This window comes from Cellulosimicrobium sp. MI9406, assembly GCF_040595865.1.
Taxonomy (GTDB): domain Bacteria; phylum Actinomycetota; class Actinomycetes; order Actinomycetales; family Cellulomonadaceae; genus Cellulosimicrobium; species Cellulosimicrobium funkei.
Window position 1 is genome coordinate 320,828 of the sequence record NZ_JALIZI010000007.1, and the last position, 18,018, is coordinate 338,845.

The 18,018-nt window shown below is 75.4% G+C and carries 19 protein-coding genes, 3 tRNA genes and 1 pseudogene; 9 read left to right on the top strand and 14 right to left on the bottom strand.

Going from position 1 to position 18,018, the window contains the following annotated elements; all coding sequences use genetic code 11:
- Positions 1-22 precede the first annotated feature (22 nt).
- The 3 genes from MT994_RS15100 to MT994_RS15110 form a co-directional block, all read right to left on the bottom strand.
- A tRNA-Lys gene (locus MT994_RS15100) sits at positions 23-95 on the bottom strand.
- A gap of 125 nt (positions 96-220) precedes the next feature.
- Positions 221-296, bottom strand: a tRNA-Lys gene (locus MT994_RS15105).
- Between the two features lie 105 nt (positions 297-401).
- Positions 402-698 carry a co-chaperone GroES gene (locus MT994_RS15110; RefSeq protein ID WP_009862228.1) on the bottom strand — a complete coding sequence of 99 codons (297 nt, stop codon included), beginning with the start codon at positions 696-698 and terminating at the stop codon, positions 402-404.
- Positions 699-855: 157 nt separating this feature from the next.
- Between MT994_RS15110 and bcp the strand changes: the two genes are divergently transcribed.
- Together bcp and MT994_RS15120 are read left to right on the top strand one after the other, a co-directional pair.
- On the top strand, positions 856-1,332 hold the full coding sequence (gene bcp, locus MT994_RS15115) for a thioredoxin-dependent thiol peroxidase (protein ID WP_354806904.1): 477 nt from the start codon (positions 856-858) through the stop codon (positions 1,330-1,332).
- Positions 1,333-1,426: 94 nt separating this feature from the next.
- Positions 1,427-1,508, top strand: a tRNA-Leu gene (locus tag MT994_RS15120).
- Between the two features lie 254 nt (positions 1,509-1,762).
- On the opposite strand, the gene trxA is transcribed toward MT994_RS15120, so the two are convergent.
- Complete coding sequence (gene trxA / locus MT994_RS15125; protein WP_043652553.1) at positions 1,763-2,146, bottom strand: thioredoxin; 384 nt, start codon at positions 2,144-2,146, stop codon at positions 1,763-1,765.
- 113 nt (positions 2,147-2,259) lie between these two features.
- Here trxA and MT994_RS15130 point away from each other — a divergent pair, with 113 nt between their 5' ends.
- The 5 genes from MT994_RS15130 (at position 2,260) to MT994_RS15150 (ending at position 7,323) form a co-directional block, all read left to right on the top strand.
- Positions 2,260-3,744 (top strand): MFS transporter, encoded by a 1,485-nt coding sequence (locus tag MT994_RS15130; protein WP_354806906.1) that lies wholly within the window; start codon positions 2,260-2,262, stop codon positions 3,742-3,744.
- Complete coding sequence (locus MT994_RS15135) at positions 3,737-5,335, top strand: aminotransferase class V-fold PLP-dependent enzyme (RefSeq protein WP_354806907.1); 1,599 nt, start codon at positions 3,737-3,739, stop codon at positions 5,333-5,335. The genes MT994_RS15130 and MT994_RS15135 overlap by 8 nt, the downstream gene beginning before the upstream one ends.
- 71 nt (positions 5,336-5,406) lie before the next feature.
- Positions 5,407-5,976, top strand: a complete 570-nt coding sequence (locus tag MT994_RS15140) for an NUDIX hydrolase family protein (RefSeq protein ID WP_009863909.1) — start codon at positions 5,407-5,409, stop codon at positions 5,974-5,976.
- Positions 5,973-6,635, top strand: coding sequence for a Pr6Pr family membrane protein (locus MT994_RS15145; protein WP_194522405.1), 663 nt, complete (start codon positions 5,973-5,975; stop codon positions 6,633-6,635). Before MT994_RS15140 ends, MT994_RS15145 begins: the two co-directional genes overlap by 4 nt.
- A gap of 145 nt (positions 6,636-6,780) precedes the next feature.
- Positions 6,781-7,323 (top strand): flavodoxin domain-containing protein, encoded by a 543-nt coding sequence (locus tag MT994_RS15150; protein ID WP_194522404.1) that lies wholly within the window; start codon positions 6,781-6,783, stop codon positions 7,321-7,323.
- 67 nt (positions 7,324-7,390) lie between these two features.
- Here the strand turns inward: MT994_RS15150 and MT994_RS15155 are convergent, their stop codons facing one another.
- Positions 7,391-9,022, bottom strand: a complete 1,632-nt coding sequence (locus MT994_RS15155; protein WP_354806908.1) for an ABC-F family ATP-binding cassette domain-containing protein — start codon at positions 9,020-9,022, stop codon at positions 7,391-7,393.
- Positions 9,023-9,156: 134 nt separating this feature from the next.
- Between MT994_RS15155 and MT994_RS15160 the strand changes: the two genes are divergently transcribed.
- Complete coding sequence (locus MT994_RS15160) at positions 9,157-9,606, top strand: DUF3054 domain-containing protein (RefSeq protein WP_081896078.1); 450 nt, start codon at positions 9,157-9,159, stop codon at positions 9,604-9,606.
- Here the strand turns inward: MT994_RS15160 and rdgB are convergent.
- The 6 genes from rdgB to clpS form a co-directional block, all read right to left on the bottom strand.
- Positions 9,595-10,281: an RdgB/HAM1 family non-canonical purine NTP pyrophosphatase gene (rdgB, locus tag MT994_RS15165; protein WP_354806910.1), complete on the bottom strand. Its 687-nt coding sequence runs from the start codon at positions 10,279-10,281 to the stop codon at positions 9,595-9,597. The two genes, MT994_RS15160 and rdgB, sit on opposite strands and share 12 nt — an antisense overlap.
- Entirely contained in the window at positions 10,278-11,048 is a 771-nt protein-coding gene (gene rph / locus MT994_RS15170) for a ribonuclease PH (RefSeq protein ID WP_043652567.1), read from the bottom strand. Before rph ends, rdgB begins: the two co-directional genes overlap by 4 nt.
- A 95-nt stretch (positions 11,049-11,143) precedes the next feature.
- Complete coding sequence (locus MT994_RS15175) at positions 11,144-11,974, bottom strand: MBL fold metallo-hydrolase (RefSeq protein ID WP_354806912.1); 831 nt, start codon at positions 11,972-11,974, stop codon at positions 11,144-11,146.
- Positions 11,974-12,777: a glutamate racemase gene (murI, locus tag MT994_RS15180; protein ID WP_031316087.1), complete on the bottom strand. Its 804-nt coding sequence runs from the start codon at positions 12,775-12,777 to the stop codon at positions 11,974-11,976. The genes MT994_RS15175 and murI overlap by 1 nt, the downstream gene beginning before the upstream one ends.
- A gap of 88 nt (positions 12,778-12,865) precedes the next feature.
- Positions 12,866-13,549 (bottom strand): DUF2017 family protein, encoded by a 684-nt coding sequence (locus MT994_RS15185; protein ID WP_354806913.1) that lies wholly within the window; start codon positions 13,547-13,549, stop codon positions 12,866-12,868.
- Complete coding sequence (gene clpS / locus MT994_RS15190) at positions 13,546-13,833, bottom strand: ATP-dependent Clp protease adapter ClpS (RefSeq protein WP_031316085.1); 288 nt, start codon at positions 13,831-13,833, stop codon at positions 13,546-13,548. Before clpS ends, MT994_RS15185 begins: the two co-directional genes overlap by 4 nt.
- Positions 13,834-13,946: 113 nt before the next feature.
- Here clpS and MT994_RS15195 point away from each other — a divergent pair, with 113 nt between their 5' ends.
- Positions 13,947-15,377: a nicotinate phosphoribosyltransferase gene (locus MT994_RS15195; protein ID WP_354806915.1), complete on the top strand. Its 1,431-nt coding sequence runs from the start codon at positions 13,947-13,949 to the stop codon at positions 15,375-15,377.
- Positions 15,378-15,444: 67 nt separating this feature from the next.
- Here the strand turns inward: MT994_RS15195 and MT994_RS15200 are convergent, their stop codons facing one another.
- The 3 genes and pseudogenes from MT994_RS15200 to MT994_RS15210 form a co-directional block, all read right to left on the bottom strand.
- Positions 15,445-17,298 carry a DEAD/DEAH box helicase gene (locus MT994_RS15200; RefSeq protein WP_194227675.1) on the bottom strand — a complete coding sequence of 618 codons (1,854 nt, stop codon included), beginning with the start codon at positions 17,296-17,298 and terminating at the stop codon, positions 15,445-15,447.
- Positions 17,295-17,630 carry a DUF3039 domain-containing protein gene (locus MT994_RS15205; protein WP_021482851.1) on the bottom strand — a complete coding sequence of 112 codons (336 nt, stop codon included), beginning with the start codon at positions 17,628-17,630 and terminating at the stop codon, positions 17,295-17,297. Before MT994_RS15205 ends, MT994_RS15200 begins: the two co-directional genes overlap by 4 nt.
- 209 nt (positions 17,631-17,839) lie before the next feature.
- Positions 17,840-18,018, bottom strand: a pseudogene (locus MT994_RS15210) (glucosamine-6-phosphate deaminase); the annotation flags it as partial.

Here is an 18,018-nt window from a genome sequence, read left to right on the forward strand (position 1 = left end):
TGGACGGCCTGGTCAGGAAGGGTGCGCCATCAGGGACTCGAACCCCGAACCCGCTGATTAAGAGTCAGCTGCTCTGCCAATTGAGCTAATGGCGCGCGAGAGGGAACACTACCAGCGGCCAGGACCGTCGATCTCCGCGAGGAGACCGGGCCCGCCCGCCGCGCCGGCTCTCGACCGGCACGGCTCGGGCCGCCCGCCATGCGGACGGCCCGATCGGTGGTGGTGCGCCATCAGGGACTCGAACCCCGAACCCGCTGATTAAGAGTCAGCTGCTCTGCCAATTGAGCTAATGGCGCGCGAGAGAAAACACTAGCAGCCGCGGGCGCGCCGGGAAAATCCGTTCCGCCCGCCCTCGTGTGACGTCGGCGACACGGCCCGGCGAGCCCGCGCAGCGGCCCCGGTTAGAGGTACAGCCCCGTCGGGCCGTCCTCCTCGACCTCCTGCGAGACGGCGTGCACGTCACGCTCGCGCAGCAGCACGAGGTCCTTGCCGCCGAGCTCGACCTCGGCGCGCTCGTCCGGGTCGAACAGCACGCGGTCCCCCACCGCGACCTGTCGCACGTGCTCACCGGCCGCGACGACGACGGCCCACGCGAGCCGCTTCGGGCCTACGGCCGTCGCGGGGATCACGAGCCCCGCCGAGCTCTGCCGCTCGCTCGCGTCGACCTCCGGGTCCACGAGCAGGCGGTCGTGCAGCATCCGGATCGGGAGGTCGCGGGCGGCCGGCCGGGACGGCGACGGGCGGGACGAGGCGGTGGCGGGGGCGGACGTCGTCTTGCTCACAGCGACAACGCTACCGGTGCCGCCCACCCTCACCTACGCTCGAACCACACCTTGGCCGGACCGAAGGAGATCCATGTCCACGCGCCTCACCGTCGGCGACACCGCTCCCGACTTCTCCCTGCTCGCCGCCGACGGCAGCACCGTCACGCTCTCCGACCTGCGCGGCAAGCACGTCGTCGTCTACTTCTACCCCGCCGCCGGCACGCCCGGCTGCACGACGGAGGCCTGCGACTTCCGCGACAACCTCGCCTCGCTCCAGGGCGCGGGGTACTCGGTCGTCGGCGTCTCCCCCGACCCGGTCGACAAGATCGCCGCGTTCGTCGAGGCGGAGCACCTGACCTTCCCGCTCGTGTCGGACGAGGACAGGTCCGTCCTCGAGGCGTACGGCGCGTGGGGCGAGAAGAAGCTCTACGGCAAGACGGTCGTGGGTGTCATCCGCTCGACGGTCGTCGTCGACCCGGAGGGCAAGGTCGAGCTCGCGCAGTACAACGTCAAGGCCACGGGCCACGTCGCGAAGCTCCGTCGCGACCTCGGCATCGACCCGAAGTAGCGCACCCGGGCGGCGCGGTCCTGGCCCGGTGCGCGTCGAGCGACGCGCACCGGCCGCCGGGGCGGCGCCGCCCGCGCCGTAGACTGACCACCGCGCGCGAGTGGCGTAACTGGCAGCCGCGCCAGGTTTAGGTCCTGGTGTCCTCGGACGTGCGGGTTCGAGTCCCGCCTCGCGCACCGTTCCCGCCCTGCCGGAGTCCCTGTCGTGACGGCGCGGCAGCCGTCGCTGGATTCACCCGCACCCCATCTGGACGACCGTCCAGTTCGGTGTCTACCGTGGTGGCAGAGCCGGTGCCCGCACCACTTGCCCCCTGCCGGTACGGGCACCGGCTCCACACCCACCACGCAGCGCCCGCGCGCGAGACGGCCCATGACACGACGACGGCCCGGCACCCTCCGAGGGTGCCGGGCCGTCGTCCTGCGGTGCGGGCTCAGGCGTCCTGAGCCGGGGAGCCGTCGCTCGCCTCAGCGATCTGACGACGCACATCCTCCATGTCGAGGCCCTTCACGGCGTCGACGACCTGCTTGAGCGCCGGGGCCGGGAGCGCGCCGGGCTGGGAGAACACGAGGATGCCCTCGCGGAACGCCATGAGCGTCGGGATCGACGTGATGTTGGCGGCGGCGGCCAGACCGCGCTCGGCCTCGGTGTCGATCTTGCCGTGCACGACGTCCGGGTTCTCCTCCGAGGACGCCTCAAAGACGGGCGCGAACATCTTGCACGGTCCGCACCAGTCGGCCCAGAAGTCGACCAGGACGATGTCGTTCTCCTTGATCGTCTGCTCGAACGTGGACTCGGTGAGCGTCTGCGTGGCCATGGATGTTCCTCCTGGGGGCTTGGGGGTCTGCTACGTAGAGCACACACCTTGCCCGGAGTATTCCCCGCGCACGACCGCGCAGGCCCGGCCCGCGCACCCTCTACGCTGCCCCTGTGACGCACGACACCACCGCGCACCGGCTCTCGCGCACCACGATCGCGGGCTACGCCGCCGGGTCCGTCGGCACCGGCGGGTTCGGCACCCTCCCCGGCCTGGTCCTGCTCGTGTACCTCACCGACGCGCTCGCGGTGCCGGCGGCGGTCGCCGGGCTCATCGTCACGGGCGCCAAGGTGTGGGACGTCGTCGTCGACCCGTTCATCGGCTACGGGTCGGACCGCGACCTGGCCCGCACCGGGTCGCGCCGTCGTTTCATGACCCTGGGCGCCCTCACCCTGCCCGTCCTCTTCGCGCTGACGTTCGCCGTCCCGGCGGCCGCGGGGCCGACCGCCGCCGCGATCTGGGTGCTCGTCGCGTTCCTGCTCGCCGCGACGGCGTTCTCGCTGTTCCAGGTGCCGTACATCGCGCTCCCCGCGGAGCTCGACCCCACGTACGACGGCCGCACCCGACTGCTCGCGTGGCGCGTCGCGACGCTCGCGTTCGCGATCCTCCTGTTCGGCGCGGGCGGACCGGCGCTGCGCGGAGGCGGGGACTCGACGTCGGGGTACCTCGTCATGGGCGTCGTGTCGGGTGTCGTCATCGGCGCCGGGATGCTCGTGGCCGCGCGGGTCGCGCCGCGCGCACCCCGCGGTGCCGGCACGCCCGCTCCCCCGGCGGGCGCGACCACCGCCTCGGCCGGAGCGACCACCGCCTCACCCGACACCACCACGGGCTCGACGGCGCCGGCCTCGGCGTCGCGCGCCTGGACCCTCGCCGTGCGCGAGGCGGTCGACGCCCTGCGCCGCTCGCGCCCGTTCCGTGCGCTGCTCGCCGCGTTCGTGCTCCAGGCCGTCGCGACGGGGCTCATGCTCGCCGGGGCGGCGTACGTCGCGCGGTACGTGCTGCGCGACGAGGCGGCCGTCAGCTACCTCTTCGCGGCGCTCGTCGCGCCCGCGCTGCTCTGCATGCCGCTGTGGACCCGGCTCGCGCGCCGCGACGGCAAGGAGCGCGGGTTCGTCGTCGCGACCGTGCTCTTCGCGGTCGCCGCGCTCGGGATGGTCCCGCTCGTGTGGGCACCCGGTACGTGGGTCTACGTCCCCACCGCGCTCGCCGGCGTCGCGTACGCGGGCATGCAGGCGCTGCCGCTCGCGATGCTCCCCGACGCCATCGCGCACGACGCGCGGACGCACGGCGAGGGCCGCGGCGGCGCCTTCGGCGGCGTGTGGACGGCGGGCGAGACCACGGGCATGGCGCTCGGTGCCGCGGTGCTCTCGCTCGTCCTCGGGGTCACCGGGTACGTGTCCACGCGGGCGGGCGAGACGGTCACGCAGCCGGCCGCCGCGGTGGACGGGATCGCGCTCTCCTTCTCGGTCGTGCCCGCCGCGCTCGTCCTGCTGAGCCTCGTCCCGCTCGTGCGATACGGTCTGCGCAGGGGGGACATCGACGACACAGCACCGGAGCTGCCGCGTGACCACGCCCCGACCGACCGACCCCGTGACTGACGCGGGAGCGACCGTCCCCGGCACCCTGCCGCGGCCCGCCGACGAGGTGCCGCTGCGCACCGACGGGATCCTGGACCGGCTCGCCGCGCTCCGGGCGGCCGACGCCCCGACGCACGGCGGACGCGTCCTGTCCTACGTCTACGACCCCGGTCTCGCGGAGCTCGACGAGCTCGCGGCCGCCGCCGCGCGGGCCGTCCAGCCGGTCAACGGGCTCGACCCCACGACGTTCACGTCGGTCGCCGTCATGGAGGGCGAGCTCCTCGGGTTCGCGCGCACGATGCTGCACGGGCCGGCCGACGGGCCCGACGCCGTCGTGGGCTCGGTGACGTCCGGCGGGACGGAGAGCTGCCTGCTCGCGGTGAAGATCGCGCGCGAGGCGTTCCGCGCCGAGCACCCGGACGTGCGGCCCCGCGTCGTGGCCCCCGTGAGCGTGCACGCCGCGTTCCGCAAGGCCGCTCAGCACCTCGACGTGGACCTCACGCTCGTCCCCGTCGACCCGGCGACGGGGACGCCCGCCGCCGCCGACCTCGTCGCGGCGCTCGACGCCGACGACGTCGCGCTCGCCGTCGTGTCCGCGCCGTCGTACCCGCACGGCGTCGTCGACCCGGTCTCCGAGGTGGCCGCGGCCGCCGCCGCGCGCGGCGTGCCCGTGCACGTGGACGCGTGCGTCGGCGGCTGGGTGCTGCCGTTCTGGGCCGCGGCCGGGGGCGAGGACGTGCCGCCGTTCGACTTCTCGGTGCCGGGCGTGACGAGCATCTCGGCGGACGTGCACAAGTACGGCTACGCGCCCAAGGGCGCGTCCGTCCTGCTCGTCCGCGGGCGCGACCGCCAGCGCCGGCAGTTCTTCGCGACGACGGGCTGGCCGGGGTACCCGGTCGTCAACCCCACGCTGTCCGGGTCGCGCTCCGCCGCGCCCCTCGCCGCCGCGTGGGCCGTGAGCCAGGCCCTCGGCACCGCGGGATACACGGCGCTCACCGCGCGGTGCGTGCGCGCGACGCACGCCCTGCGCGCGGCGGTGGACGCGATCGACGGGCTCCGCGTCGTCGGCCGCCCCACCGGCCCGCTCGTCGCCGTCGCGACCGACGAGTCCGTGCCGCCCGAGCGGCGCGTCGACCCGCACCTGTGGGCGGACGCCGTCCGGTCCCTCGGGTGGGTGCTCCAGCCGCAGCCCGGGCTCGTCCAGGACGACGGCACGCGCCTGCCGCACACGACCCACCTCACCGTCACGCCTGTCACCGAAGCCGGTCTCGACGGCCTCGTCGCGGCGCTCGGCGCGGGCGCCGACGCCGTCCGCGGCGCCGGGCGCCCCGACGTGAGCGGGGTGCTCGCCGCGCTCGCCGGTGCCTTCGCGCCGGGAGCCGCCCCCACCGCCGACGAGATGTGGGGCGCGCTCGTCGGGGTGCTCGCCGCGGAAGACCGCGGGCCCGCGGGCGAGGACGCGCCGAGCCCGCGCGGCTCGGTCCTCCCCGACCGCCTCGCCCCGCTCATGGCCCTCATGGAGGTGCTGCCCGGACCGGTCGCGGAGCAGGCGCTCGTCGAGATCGTGGCGCGCGTCTCCGAGCCGCACGCCGAGGCGCCCGGCACCGCGTGACGGTCGCACGACCGGGCAGCGGCGCCCGGGGCGGACTCGCCCCGCCGCACCGCTCGGGGTAGAACAGTCGCGTGACCGACACCGCCGACTTCCCGCCCGACGACTTCTCCCACGACAACCCGCGACCCGCGGGCTGGCTCAGCGCCGAGGAGATCGCGGTCGCGCGCGCCCAGCTCCCGCTCGTCTACGTCGACGCCGTCCCCGTGCGGGTCGACGACTCGGGCGACGTCGTCGCGGTCGGCCTCCTGCTGCGCGTGACGCCCGAGGGCATGATGACGCGGGCCCTCGTCTCCGGGCGGGTCATGTTCCACGAGCGCATCCGCGACGCGCTGCTGCGCCACATCGAGAAGGACCTCGGCCCGGTCGCGCTGCCCCAGGTGCCCGCGTCGCCGCAGCCCTTCACGGTCGCCGAGTACTTCCCGACGCCGGGCATCACGTCCTACCACGACCCCCGCCAGCACGCGGTCTCGCTCGCGTACGTCGTGCCGGTGACGGGCGACTGCCGGCCGCAGCAGAACGCCCTCGAGCTCGCGTGGCTCACGCCCGAGCAGGCGTGCAGCGACGAGGTCCAGCTCGAGATGCGCGGCGGCCAGGGGGTGCTGCTGCGCCAGGCGATGGCGTACGTCGGTCGCCTCCCGTGACCGACGCGCCGCGCGTCCGGACCGACGCGGGCCGGCACGTCGTGGCCCGCACCCTGCACGCGCTCGTCGCCGTCGCGGCGCTCACGGGCGTCGTCCTGGAGGTCGCGATCGCGCTCGTCGACGGTCCCGGCACGGCCCCGAGCCAGGCCGAGCGCCTCGTGCGCCTGTTCTCCTACTTCACGATCCAGTCGAACCTGCTCGTCGGGGTCGTCTCCGTCCTGCTCGCGGCGCGACCCGCGCGCGACGGGACCGTCTTCCGCGTCGCGCGCCTCGACGCGCTGCTGTGCATCGCGGTGACCGGGATCGTCTACAACACGGTGCTGCGCGGTCTGCAGGACCTGACGAGCGCCGGCCAGGTCTCGAACCTCCTGCTGCACCTCGTCGCACCGCTGCTCGCGGTAGCCGCGTGGGGACTCGTGGGCCCGCGCCCGCGGGTCGACGCCGCGACGGTCTGGTGGTCCGTCGCGTACCCGCTCGCGTGGATCGCGTACACGTTCGTCCGGGGCGCCGTCGTCGGCTGGTACCCCTACCCGTTCCTCGACGTGGGCGAGCTCGGCCTCGGCCGGGCGCTCCTCAACACCGCCGTCGTGGCCGTCGTCTTCCTCGCCCTCGCGTGGCTCGTGCGCCTCGTCGACTCCCGCCTGCGCCCCGCACCCTGACCCTGTCGCGCTCCGGCCGGGCGCCCGGGACCAAGGGCCCGCACGCTCGTTCCCGTCGGCCCTGGGCGCCGCGCCCTCAGAGCCGGACGCTGGAGGGAGGGGACCCGCCCGGTCCGGACGGGCGGTCGACGAAGGGGTGAGCGCGATGGACGCCGCAGTGGTCTACGAGTCGATGTACGGCAACAGCGAGCGCGTCGCGCAGGCCATCGCGGAGGGTCTGTGCGAGACGGTGCGCGTCGAGGTCGTCGACGTGACCGACCCGGCCGCCCACCCGGACGCCCTGCGCCACGTGCAGCTGGTGGTCGCCGGCGGCCCGACCCACGCCCTGGGCATGACGCGCCCCGCGACCCGCGCCGAGGCGGTGCAGCGCGCGACGGGCCCGGTCTCCGACCGGGCGACCGGGCTGCGCGAGTGGGTGGAGTCCCTCCCGCCGCAGGACGAGGAGCGGCTCGCCGCGACGTTCGACACGCGCGCGACGAAGGTCCGCTCGCTCCCGGGCTCGGCGGCCCGCGGCGCCGCCAGGGCGATGCGCCGCGCGGGGTTCCGGCTCGTCGTCCCGTCCGCGTCGTTCTACGTCGGCGACGTCGAGGGACCCCTGGACGACGGCGAGCTCGACCGGGCGCGCGCGTGGGGTCGCGCGCTGGGCAAGGTGCTCGTCCCGGCGGAGAGCCCGGCCGAGGGCCGCTGACCAGCCGGGCCCGCCCGCCCCCCTGGCCACGACGCTCCGGCCGGTCCGGCGCTGAGGGCGCTGCGGGTCAGCCGAGCTCGAGCCGGGGCCAGTCGTCGAGGTCCTCGCGCATGCGGCGGTCGTGCGTCGCCACGATGACCGCCGCGGGCGTGACGCGCAGCGCCTGGGTGAGCTCGTCGACGAGGTCGATCGACAGGTGGTTGGTCGGCTCGTCGAGGACCAGCACGTGCGGCGCCGCGAGGAGCGCGCGGGCGAGGTCGAACCGCCGGCGCTGCCCCGCGGACAGCTCGCGCAGCGGTCGCTCGAGGTCCTCCTCCGTGAGCAGGCCCAGGAACGCGACGGGGACGAGGTGCTCCGGGTCGAGGCGGCCCGCGTCGAGCAGGTCGAGCGCCTCGCGCGCGTACTCGTCGAACCCGGTGCGGTCCTCCGCCTCCGGGGGCAGCGCCGGGCCCTCCTGCGCGACGACGCCCAGCCGCGCTCCGTCGACCACGGCCCGCGTGCCGCGATCGAGCGGCACCAGGCCCGCGAGCGCGGCGAGGAACGTCGACTTGCCGCTGCCGTTCGGCCCGGTCACGAGCAGGCGCCCCGAGGGCGGGAGCGCGACCCGGGTCCCCGGCAGGTCGAGGCGCGCGCCGCCGTCGGGCCCGACGCGCGGGCTGCGCAGCTCGAGCACCGGGTCGCCCGGCTCCCAGCCCGGCGACATCGCGGGGAGCTCGGGGAACACGAGCTGGAGGGGCGGGACGGGCACCTCGACGGCCTCGGCCTCGAGCTGCTGGAGGCGCCGGTCCGCGGCCTTGACGTGGATCCGGGCGCGCGTCGCGCGGCGGTGCTTCTGGCTACCCTTGGGCGGGCGCCACTCGTCGGACAGCCCCTCGTACGACGCGTCGAGGACCGCCGCGAGCTTCTCCGCGCGCTTCTGCTCCGCCCGGAACCGCTGCCGCCACCGGTGCAGCGCCTGGTTCTTCGCGAACCGGTAGGAGAGGTACCCCGGCTGCCCGTAGAGCACCGGCTTCCCGTCCATCGCCGGGTCGAGGTCGAGGATCTCGGTCGCGACGTCGTCGAGGAGCTGCCGGTCGTGCGTGACCATCACCACGCCGCCGCGCCACGCGACGAGCTCGCCCGTGAGGAAGTCGATCCCGCCGGTGTCGAGGTGGTTGGTCGGCTCGTCGAGGAGGAGCAGGTCGGCGCGCTCAGCCAGCCGGCACGCGAGCCGCACGCGGTAGCGCTCGCCGACGGACAGGGTCGCGAGCTCGCGGTCCCGGTCGCGGCACGCGCCGAGGCGCGAGAGCGCGACGTCGACCCGGCGGTCCGCGTCCCACACGGCGAGGTGCTCGGCGCGGGCGAGGATCTCCGTGAGCTCGGCGAGGTCGCCCGCCTCGTGGTCGAAGTCCCGGGCCGCCGCCTCGAGCTCGGCGGCGACCGCCCGCAGCCCGCTCAGCGTCGCGGCGACGAGCGTGCCGACCGTCTGGCCCGGCGCGATCGCGAGCTCCTGCTCGACGAGCGCGAGCGAGCCCGCGCGGCGCACCTCCCCGCGGGCGGGTGCGAGGTCGCCGGAGAGCACGTGCAGGAGCGTCGACTTGCCCGTGCCGTTCTCCCCCACGACCCCGAGCCGCGTCCCCGCGGCGACGCGCAGCCCGACCCCGTCGAGGACGGGGCGTCCGGGGTAGGCGAAGGCGAGGTCGTCGGCGGCGAGGTGCACGGGGACCACCCTATGTTCCAGGGGATCGACCCTCCGCGTCCCGGGATCGGCCCCTCGCGTCCCCGGACCGCCCCCCCCTGGTACCGGTCCGGGCCGTGCGGGGACGGTCCCGCGGGCGGGGTACCGTCGGGAGCATGACCGACCTCGCGCCTACCGGACCGCGCCCTCGTCGCCCCGGGCTCGTCGTGCTCGCCGCGCTGGCCGACGTCGCGTGCGTCCTCGCGCTCGCGACCGGCGGCCTCGCGACGCACTCCGCCGACGAGGGCCTGACGCGGCTGCTCGTCGTGGCGTGGCCGTTCGCCGCGGGCGCCGCGCTGGGCTGGCTCGTCACGCGCGCGTGGCGCCGCCCGTGGGCCCTGTGGCCGACGGGCGTCGTGGTCTGGGGCTGCACGTGGGCGTTGGGCGTCCTGCTGCGCGTGCTCACCGACCAGGGCGTGGCCCCGGCGTTCCAGCTCGTGTCGTTCGGGTTCCTCGCGGTGACGATGCTCGGCTGGCGCGGCGTGGTCGCGCTCGTCGGCGTCCTGCGGCCGGGCGACCGCCGACGCCGCGAGCGCGAGCTCGCCGGCCGCCCCCTACCGCGCTGAGAGCGCCGCGACGACGTCCGGCGCGAGAGCGCGGAACGCCTTGCCGCGGTGGCTGATCGCGTTCTTCTCCGCCGGGCTCAGCTCGGCCGCGGAGCAAGCCGTCCCCGCACCGGGCTGCTCGTCCGGCAGGAGGATCGGGTCGTAGCCGAACCCGTTCGCGCCGCGCGGCGCGGTGAGCAGGGTCCCGCGCATCTCCCCCGTCCGCACGACCTCGGTGCCGTCGGGCGTGACGAGCGCCGCCGCGCACACGAAACCGGCCGCGCGGTGCTCGGCACGCACGTCGCCGAGCTGCGCGAGCAGGAGCTCGAGGTTGGCGACGTCGTCGCCGTGCCGCCCGGCCCAGCGCGCCGAGAAGATCCCGGGTGCGCCGCCCAGCACGTCGACGGCGAGACCGGAGTCGTCCGCGACGGCCGGCAGCCCGGTGGCCGCGACGAGGGCGCGCGCCTTGATGAGCGCGTTCTCGGCGAAGGTCACGCCGTCCTCGACCGGCTCGGGCGCGCCGACGTCGCCCGCGCCGACGATCGCCTCGGGCGCGAGCTCGAGCCCCGGGTGCGCGTCGAGCTCGGCCGCGAGGATCGCGCGCAGCTCGGCGATCTTGCCCGGGTTGTGCGTCGCGAGGACGAGTCGCGCGCCGTCGGGCACGACGACGCCCGCCGCCCCGGGTGCGCCGCTCACCGCGGGTCCGCCGCGAGCGCCGCGCGCTGGATCGCCGTGAGGTCGGCCGTGCCGGCCACCGCGAGGTCGAGCAGCGCGTCGAGCTCGGCGCGGTCGAACGGGGCGTGCTCCGCGGTGCCCTGCACCTCGACGAACGTCCCGGAGCCCGTGACGACGACGTTCATGTCCGTCTCGGCACGGACGTCCTCGACGTACGGGAGGTCGAGCATGGGCGTGCCGTCGATGATCCCGACGCTCACGGCCGCGACGGAGTCGGTCAGCACGGGCTTGCCGCCCTTGATGTGGCCGTGCCGCTGGCCCCACGCGACGGCGTCGGCGAGCGCGACGTAGGCGCCGGTGATCGCGGCGGTGCGCGTGCCGCCGTCGGCCTGGAGGACGTCGCAGTCGAGCACGATCGTGTTCTCACCGAGCGCGGAGACGTCGATGATCGCGCGCAGGGACCGGCCGATGAGGCGCGAGATCTCGTGCGTGCGCCCGCCGATCTTGCCCTTGACCGACTCGCGCTGGCTGCGCTCGTTCGTCGCGCGCGGCAGCATCGCGTACTCGGCGGTGACCCAGCCCTCGCCCGACCCCTTGCGCCAGCGCGGCACGCCCTCGGTGAACGACGCCGCGCACAGCACGCGCGTGCGGCCGAACTCGACGAGCACGCTGCCCTCGGCCTGGTCGAGCCAGTGGCGGGTGATGGTCACGGGGCGGAGCTGGTCGGGCGTGCGGCCGTCGGCGCGGAGGGGCGCGGCCGTGCCCGGAGACGAGGAGGGGATGGTCATGCCGCCACCCTACCGACCCCCGGCCCACCGCTGAGCGCGGTGGATGGTCGCATCTTCCGGGGCGGCCGACGGCGGCTCGTCCCCGCGCTCAGCGGTCAGAGGTCGAAGACCGCGCCCGTCGTGGCGACGTCGACCGGGCCGGTGTACGTCTCCCGCGCCTCGGCGCGCGAGCGCTCGGGGTCGTTCCACGCGGGCAGGTGCGTGAGCACGAGCCGGCGCGCGCGGGCCGCGGTCGCGACCTCGCCCGCGCGCCGCCCCGTGAGGTGGATGCCCCGCTCGACGCCGTCGTCGCGGCCCTCGTGGAACGCCGCCTCCGACAGGAGCAGGTCGGCGTCGCGCGCGAGCTCGACCACGCCGTCGCACGCGTCCGTGTCCCCCGTGTACGCGAGGACGGCGCTCTCCCCCGGGCGCAGCGTCGACGGCCCGGTGACGCGCACCCCGTACGCCTCGACCGGGTGGAACACGCGGTACGGCTCGAGGACGAGCGGGCCCACCCGGACCGGCGCGCCCGGCTCCCACGCGCGCACGTCGAGCTCCTCCGTCACGCCGTCGCCCGGCTCCGCGCCGTACGCCGCCTCGATGCGGGCGGCCGTGCCCGCCGGGCCCAGCACGGTGAGCCGGCTCGGCACGCCCGTGCGGGTCGAGCCGCGCACCGGGTGGTAGCGCAGGTACACGTACAGGCCGCACACGTCGACGAAGTGGTCGGGGTGCAGGTGGGACAGTCCCACGGCGTCGACGTCGAGCGGGTCGACGAACCTCTGCAGCGCGCCCAGCGACCCGTTGCCCAGGTCCAGCACGACGTTCCAGTCGCGCGCCTCGAAGCCCGCGGCAGCGGCCTCCGCGGCCGGGACCTGGACGAGGTACGACGACGCGGGCGACGCCGGGCCGGCGAACGACCCCGAGCACCCGACCGTGACGAGACGCATCAGGCCGCCTCCACGCTCAGCACCTCGGGACCGAGGAACCGGCGCGCGAGGTGCTCGAACGGCTCCGCGCTCCCCGTCGCGAGGAACCGGTGCCGCGGCGGCCCCGCGTCGCGCGAGCGCTCGAGGTCGTGCGCGACGAGCGTGCGGTACACGTCCTTCGCGGTCTCCTCCGCGCTCGACACGAGCGTGACCTCGTCGCCCATGACGTACGAGATCGCGCCCGTCAGCAGCGGGTAGTGCGTGCACCCGAGCACGAGCGTGTCCACGCCCGCGGCCTTCACCGGGTCCAGGTAGCGGTGCGCGACCTCCAGCACCTCGGGGCCCGACGTCACGCCCTGCTCGACCAGCGGCACGAACTCGGGGCACGCCTGCGTCGTCAGGGTCAGGCCCGGGGTCACGGCGAACGCGTCCTCGTACGAGCGCGACGTGATCGTGGCCCGCGTCCCGATGACGCCGATGCGGCCCGACCGCGTCGCGGCCACGGCCCGGCGTGCCGCCGGGAGGATCACCTCGACGACCGGGAGCCCGTGGCGCTGCGTGTACCGCTCGCGCGCGTCGCGCAGCACCGCGGACGACGCGGAGTTGCACGCGATGACGAGCATCTTCACGCCGTCGTCGACGAGCTGGTCCATGATCGCCAGCGCCATCGCCCGGACCGCCGCGAGCGGCTTCGGCCCGTACGGGCTGTTCGCGGTGTCCCCGATGTAGAGGAGGGCCTCGTTCGGGAGCTGGTCGAGGATCGAGCGTGCCACGGTCAGGCCACCCACGCCCGAGTCGAAGATCCCGATGGGAGCGTCGTTCACCCGGCCGAGCCTACTGTCGCCGCCCCGCGCGAGGCGCCCCGAACCACGCGCACGCCGCTGTGGCAGCGCCCACAGGTCCCCGGCACGCTCAGCCCCGCGGCTCGGGGCGCGGACCGCCCCGCCCCGCCCGCAAGTCCGCGAGCATGCCGTCGACGAGCGACTCCTGGAGCAGCCCCGTGAGGAGGAACACGCTCACGAGGAAGCGGCGCGGCGCATCCCCCACCTCGCCGTCGTCCGGGCCGTCGTCGCCCTCCCGGTCCAGCTCGTCGTACAGGCCCTCGACCTGCTCGTCGGTTCGCAGGTCCAGGCGCTCGGCCAGGACGAGGCGCACGTCGGTCAGGGCGCCCGCGACGTCCTGCGCCTCCTCGCGCCCGACGACGAACGGCGCCGCCTCGGCCGGCTCGGAGTCCACGAGCATCCGGCCGAGCAGCACCAGCCGCCCCACCTTGCGCGCCGCCAGGTCGTCCTGCGTGAAGCGCCGGAACTCGAGCGCCACCTCGACGTCGTCCGACGCGTCCGGGAGCAGACGGCGCACGGCCGGGTCCGGGGGCGGCGTCGCGTCCGACCCGCCGCCACCGGGCGTCGGGCCCGTCCACCCCGGGGGCGACCACGCGTCGTCGGGCGCGGTCCGGCCCGGTGCGTCCGACGCCCGCCCGGGGACGCCCTCCTGGAGCATCTGCGCGACGTCGCCTGCGAGCTGGGCCAGCACGATCCGCTCCGACGGCTCGAGCTCGGCGACGTACCCGTGCGCCTCCGCGCGGAACGGCCTCACTGCTCGCCGTCCTTCTGGAGCGTCGCCCACAGCCCGAACGAGTGCATCGCCTGCACGTCGACCTCCATGCGCTCGCGGTCACCCGTCGACACGACGGCCCGGCCCTCCTGGTGCACCTGCATCATCAGCTCGTGGGCGCGCGCGGTGGAGTACCCGAAGTACGACTCGAACACGTACGCGACGTAGCTCATGAGGTTGACCGGGTCGTTCCACACGAGGGTGACCCACGGGCTGTCGAGCCGGGCCCCCTCCTCGGTGCGGACCGCCTCCTCGGGCACGGTCAGGGACGCCCGCGCGGCAGCGGGGCGGGTGAAGATCGGGTGGGGTCTCACGTCACCACTCTATTCGCGGGCCTGTCGGCGCCCACCGCGGCGGTCGCTGCCCTACGGTATTCCGCATGAGCCTCGCCGACCCGGGCAGCGTCGCCCTCCCCGCGACCGACAGCGCTGCCCCCTCCGCCTCGCCGACGCAGCGGCCGTCCTACCCGCCGACGTACCAGCCCGGTGCGTCGACCGCGCTCCTCACCGACCGCTACGAGCTGACGATGCTCCAGGCGGCGCTCGCCGACGGCACCGCGGGCCGGCACTGCCTGTTCGAGGTCTTCACGCGCCGCCTCCCGCCGGGTCGGCGGTACGGCGTCCTCGCCGGGACCGGGCGGGTCCTGGAGGCGCTGTCGTCGTTCCGCTTCTCCGCGGCCGAGCTCGACTGGCTGCACGCGCAGTCCGTCGTCGACGACCGCACCCTCGAGTTCCTCGCCGGCTACCGCTTCACCGGCACGATCACCGGGTACCCCGAGGGCGAGGTCTTCTTCCCCCAGTCGCCGGTGATGACCGTCGAGGGCACGTTCGCCGAGGCGGTGCTGCTCGAGACCCTCGTCCTGTCGATCCTCAACTACGACTCGGCCGTCGCGTCCGCCGCGTCCCGCATGACGAGCGCCGCCGTCGAGCGCCCGTGCCTCGAGATGGGCGCGCGGCGCGCGCACGAGCAGGCGGCCGTCGCCGCGGCGCGGGCCGCCGTCGTCGGCGGGTTCGCCGGGACGTCGAACCTCGAGGCGGGCCGCCGGTACGGCCTCGAGACCATCGGCACCGCCGCGCACGCCTTCACGCTCCTGCACGACGACGAGAAGTCCGCCTTCGCGTCGCAGGTCGCGTCCCTCGGCCCCGGCACCACGCTGCTCGTCGACACCTACGACGTGCGCCGCGGCGTCGAGAACGCCGTCGAGGCGGCCGGCGGCCGCCTCGGCGCCGTGCGGCTCGACTCCGGCGACCTCGGCGTCCTCGCCGTCGAGGTGCGCCGCCAGCTCGACGCCCTCGGCGCGCACGACACGAAGATCACCGTGACCTCCGACCTCGACGAGTACGCCATCGCGTCGCTCGCCGCCGCGCCCGTCGACTCCTACGGCGTCGGCACGTCCCTGGTCACCGGCTCCGGCGCCCCCACGTGCGGGATGGTCTACAAGCTCGTCGCCCGCGCCGACTCCAGCGGCGTGCTCCAGCCCGTCGCGAAGGCGTCCACCGCCAAGACGAGCACGGGCGGCCGCAAGTGCGCCGCCCGCCGCTACGACGCCGACGGACGCGCGGTCGAGGAGGTCGTCGTCACGGGTGCCGACCTCGCCGTGCAGGAGTGGGAGCCCGACGACGGCGACCTGCGCCGGCTCCAGGTGCCCCTCGTCGTGGACGGCGCCGTCGACTCGCGCTGGGTCGGGTCGTACGGCGTGGAGAACGCCGCGCACCGCCACCGCGAGGCCCGCGCCGAGCTGCCCCGCGGCGCGCGTCGCCTCTCCGCCGGCGACCCGGCGATCCCGACGGTCGTGCACACGCTGTCCTGACTCCCCTGACCGGGCCGCGACCCGGTCACGGCCGGGCGGGCGCGCCCGGCCGCCGGGGCCGCGCGGGCTACCGCTTCCCGACGAACCAGCCGCGCACCGTCGCGACCCGGGCGTCGAGCTGCTCGACCGTCGCGAGCGGGACCTCGGGCCCGCCGCAGCGGCGCCGGAGCTCGGTGTGCACCGACCCGTGCGGCTGCCCGCTGCGGCGCGACCACGCCGAGACGAGCTGCTGGAGCTCCTTGCGGAGCTCCGCGGCGCGCCGGTGGTCCATCTCGGCCCGCTCGCGCTCCGCAGACTGCGTGGTGCGCGAGCGCGCGCTCATCTGGTCGGCCTGCCGCTGGCGCAGCAGGGTCGTGACCTGGTCCGCGTCGAGCAGACCGGGCAGCCCGAGGAAGTCGAGCTCCTCGTCGGAGCCGACGTCCGCGCCCGTGCCGAACTCGCCGCCGTCGAACAGCACGCGGTCGAACGACGCCTGGGCCTCGAGCGCCTCGAACGAGCCCTGGACGAGCTCGCCCGACGCCTTGTCCTCGCGGTTCGCCTCGGCGAGCAGCGCGTCCTCGGGGTTGAACCCCTCCCCCTGCTCCTCCGCCGTGAGCGGCCGGTCCAGCGCGTGGTCGCGCTCGATCTCGAGCCCGTTCGCGAGCTCGAGCAGGTGCGGCACGCTGGGCAGGAACACCGACGCCGTCTCGCCGCGCTTGCGGGCACGCACGAACCGTCCGACGGCCTGCGCGAAGAACAGCGGCGTCGCGGTCGAGGTCGCGTACACGCCCACCGCGAGCCGCGGGACGTCGACGCCCTCCGACACCATGCGGACGGCGACCATCCAGCGCGCGTCGCCGTCGGAGAACTCCTCGATGCGGCTGCTCGCGCCGTCGTCGTCCGAGAGGACGACCGTCGGCGACTTCCCGGTGATGCGCGCGAGGTGGCCCGCGTACGCACGCGCGTCCGTCTGGTCGGTCGCGATGACGAGGCCGCCCGCGTCGGGGATCGCCCGCCGGACCTCGGTCAGCCGCTTGTCCGCGGCCGCGAGGACCGACGGGATCCACTCGCCGTTCGGGTCCAGCGCGGTGCGCCACGCCTGGCCCGTCATGTCCTTGGTGAGCGCCTCGCCGAGACGCGCGCTCACCTCGTCGCCGGCCTTCGTGCGCCAGCGCATGTTGCCCGAGTAGGACAGGAACAGCACCGGCCGCACGACGTGGTCGCGCAGCGCGTCGCCGTACCCGTACGTGTAGTCGGCGCGCGACCGCCGGATGCCGTCGGGGCCGCGCTCGTACTCGACGAACGGGATGGCCGCGGTGTCCGAGCGGAAGGGCGTGCCCGTGAGCGCGAGGCGCCGGGTCGCGTCCTCGAACGCCTCGCGCACCGCATCGCCCCACGACAGCGCGTCGCCGCCGTGGTGCACCTCGTCGAGGATGACGAGCGTGCGGTCGGCCGTCGTGCGCGCCGCGTGCAGCGCCGGCTTGGCGGCGATCTGCGCGTAGGTGAGCGCGACGCCGTCGTAGTGCGCGCCGTGCCGGCCCTGGCTGTTGCGGAAGTTCGGGTCGATCCGGATGCCGACGCGCGCCGCGGCGTCGGCCCACTGGTGCTTGAGGTGCTCGGTGGGGGCGACGACGGTCACGCGCCGCACCACGCCCTGCTCCAGGAGCTCGGTCGCGACACGGAGCGCGAACGTCGTCTTGCCCGCGCCGGGCGTCGCGACGGCGAGGAAGTCGCGCGGCGAGCGCGTGCGGTACAGCTCGAGCGCCTCTGCCTGCCAGGCGCGCAGCTTGGACGCCGAGCCCCACGGGGCGCGCCGCGGGAACGCCGGCGAGAGGTGCGACGCCGCCGCGGACGACGGGCTCTGAGGCGCCGGCGGCGAGGTCCTGCTACGGGAGTCGGGGGCGGAGTGACCGGTGGACGTCGTGTGGTGCTCCGCGCTCACTTGCCGGAGTCACCCTCGCCGTCCTGCGGGTCTCGCAGTCCCTCGTAGATCTCCTTGCACGTGGGGCACACAGGGAACTTGTTCGGGTCACGGCCGGGAACCCAGACCTTGCCGCACAGCGCGATCACCGGCTTGCCGGAGAGCGCCGACTGCATGATCTTCTCCTTGCGCACGTAGTGCGCGAAGCGTTCGTGGTCGCCGGGCTCGGTCTGCTCGCGCGTCTCCTCGCGCTCGAGCACCCCGGTCGACGTGCCGGTCGTCGGCTCGGTCGCAGGAGTCCGGAACGGGTCCTCGGGACCCCCGGGTGGCGTGCTCGCGCGGAGTTCGATCATGGAGTGAAGTCTACGTCGCGACGCCCACACGTCGGGCGGCCGTCGCCGCGGCCGGTCCGCGCGCCGTGCGACACCCGCCGCGCGGACCACGGGCCGCGGGGACGGGAGACGACGAAGCCCGCCGACGCACGGTCCAGGGGCGTGGACCGCGCGCCGACGGGCGGCTCGGTGTCGCGGGAGCTCCCGCGAGGTGTCGTCGACCCGTCGGGTCAGAGGCCCTGCCAGTCGGGCTTGGACGCGTACGTCTGGCGGTAGTAGTCGCCCAGCTGCAGGCGCGAGGCCGCCGCGTCGTCGACCAGGACCGTGGCGTGCGGGTGCATCTGCATGATCGTCGCGGGCCACATCGCGCTCACCGGGCCCTCCACCAGCTGGTGCACCGCCTCCGCCT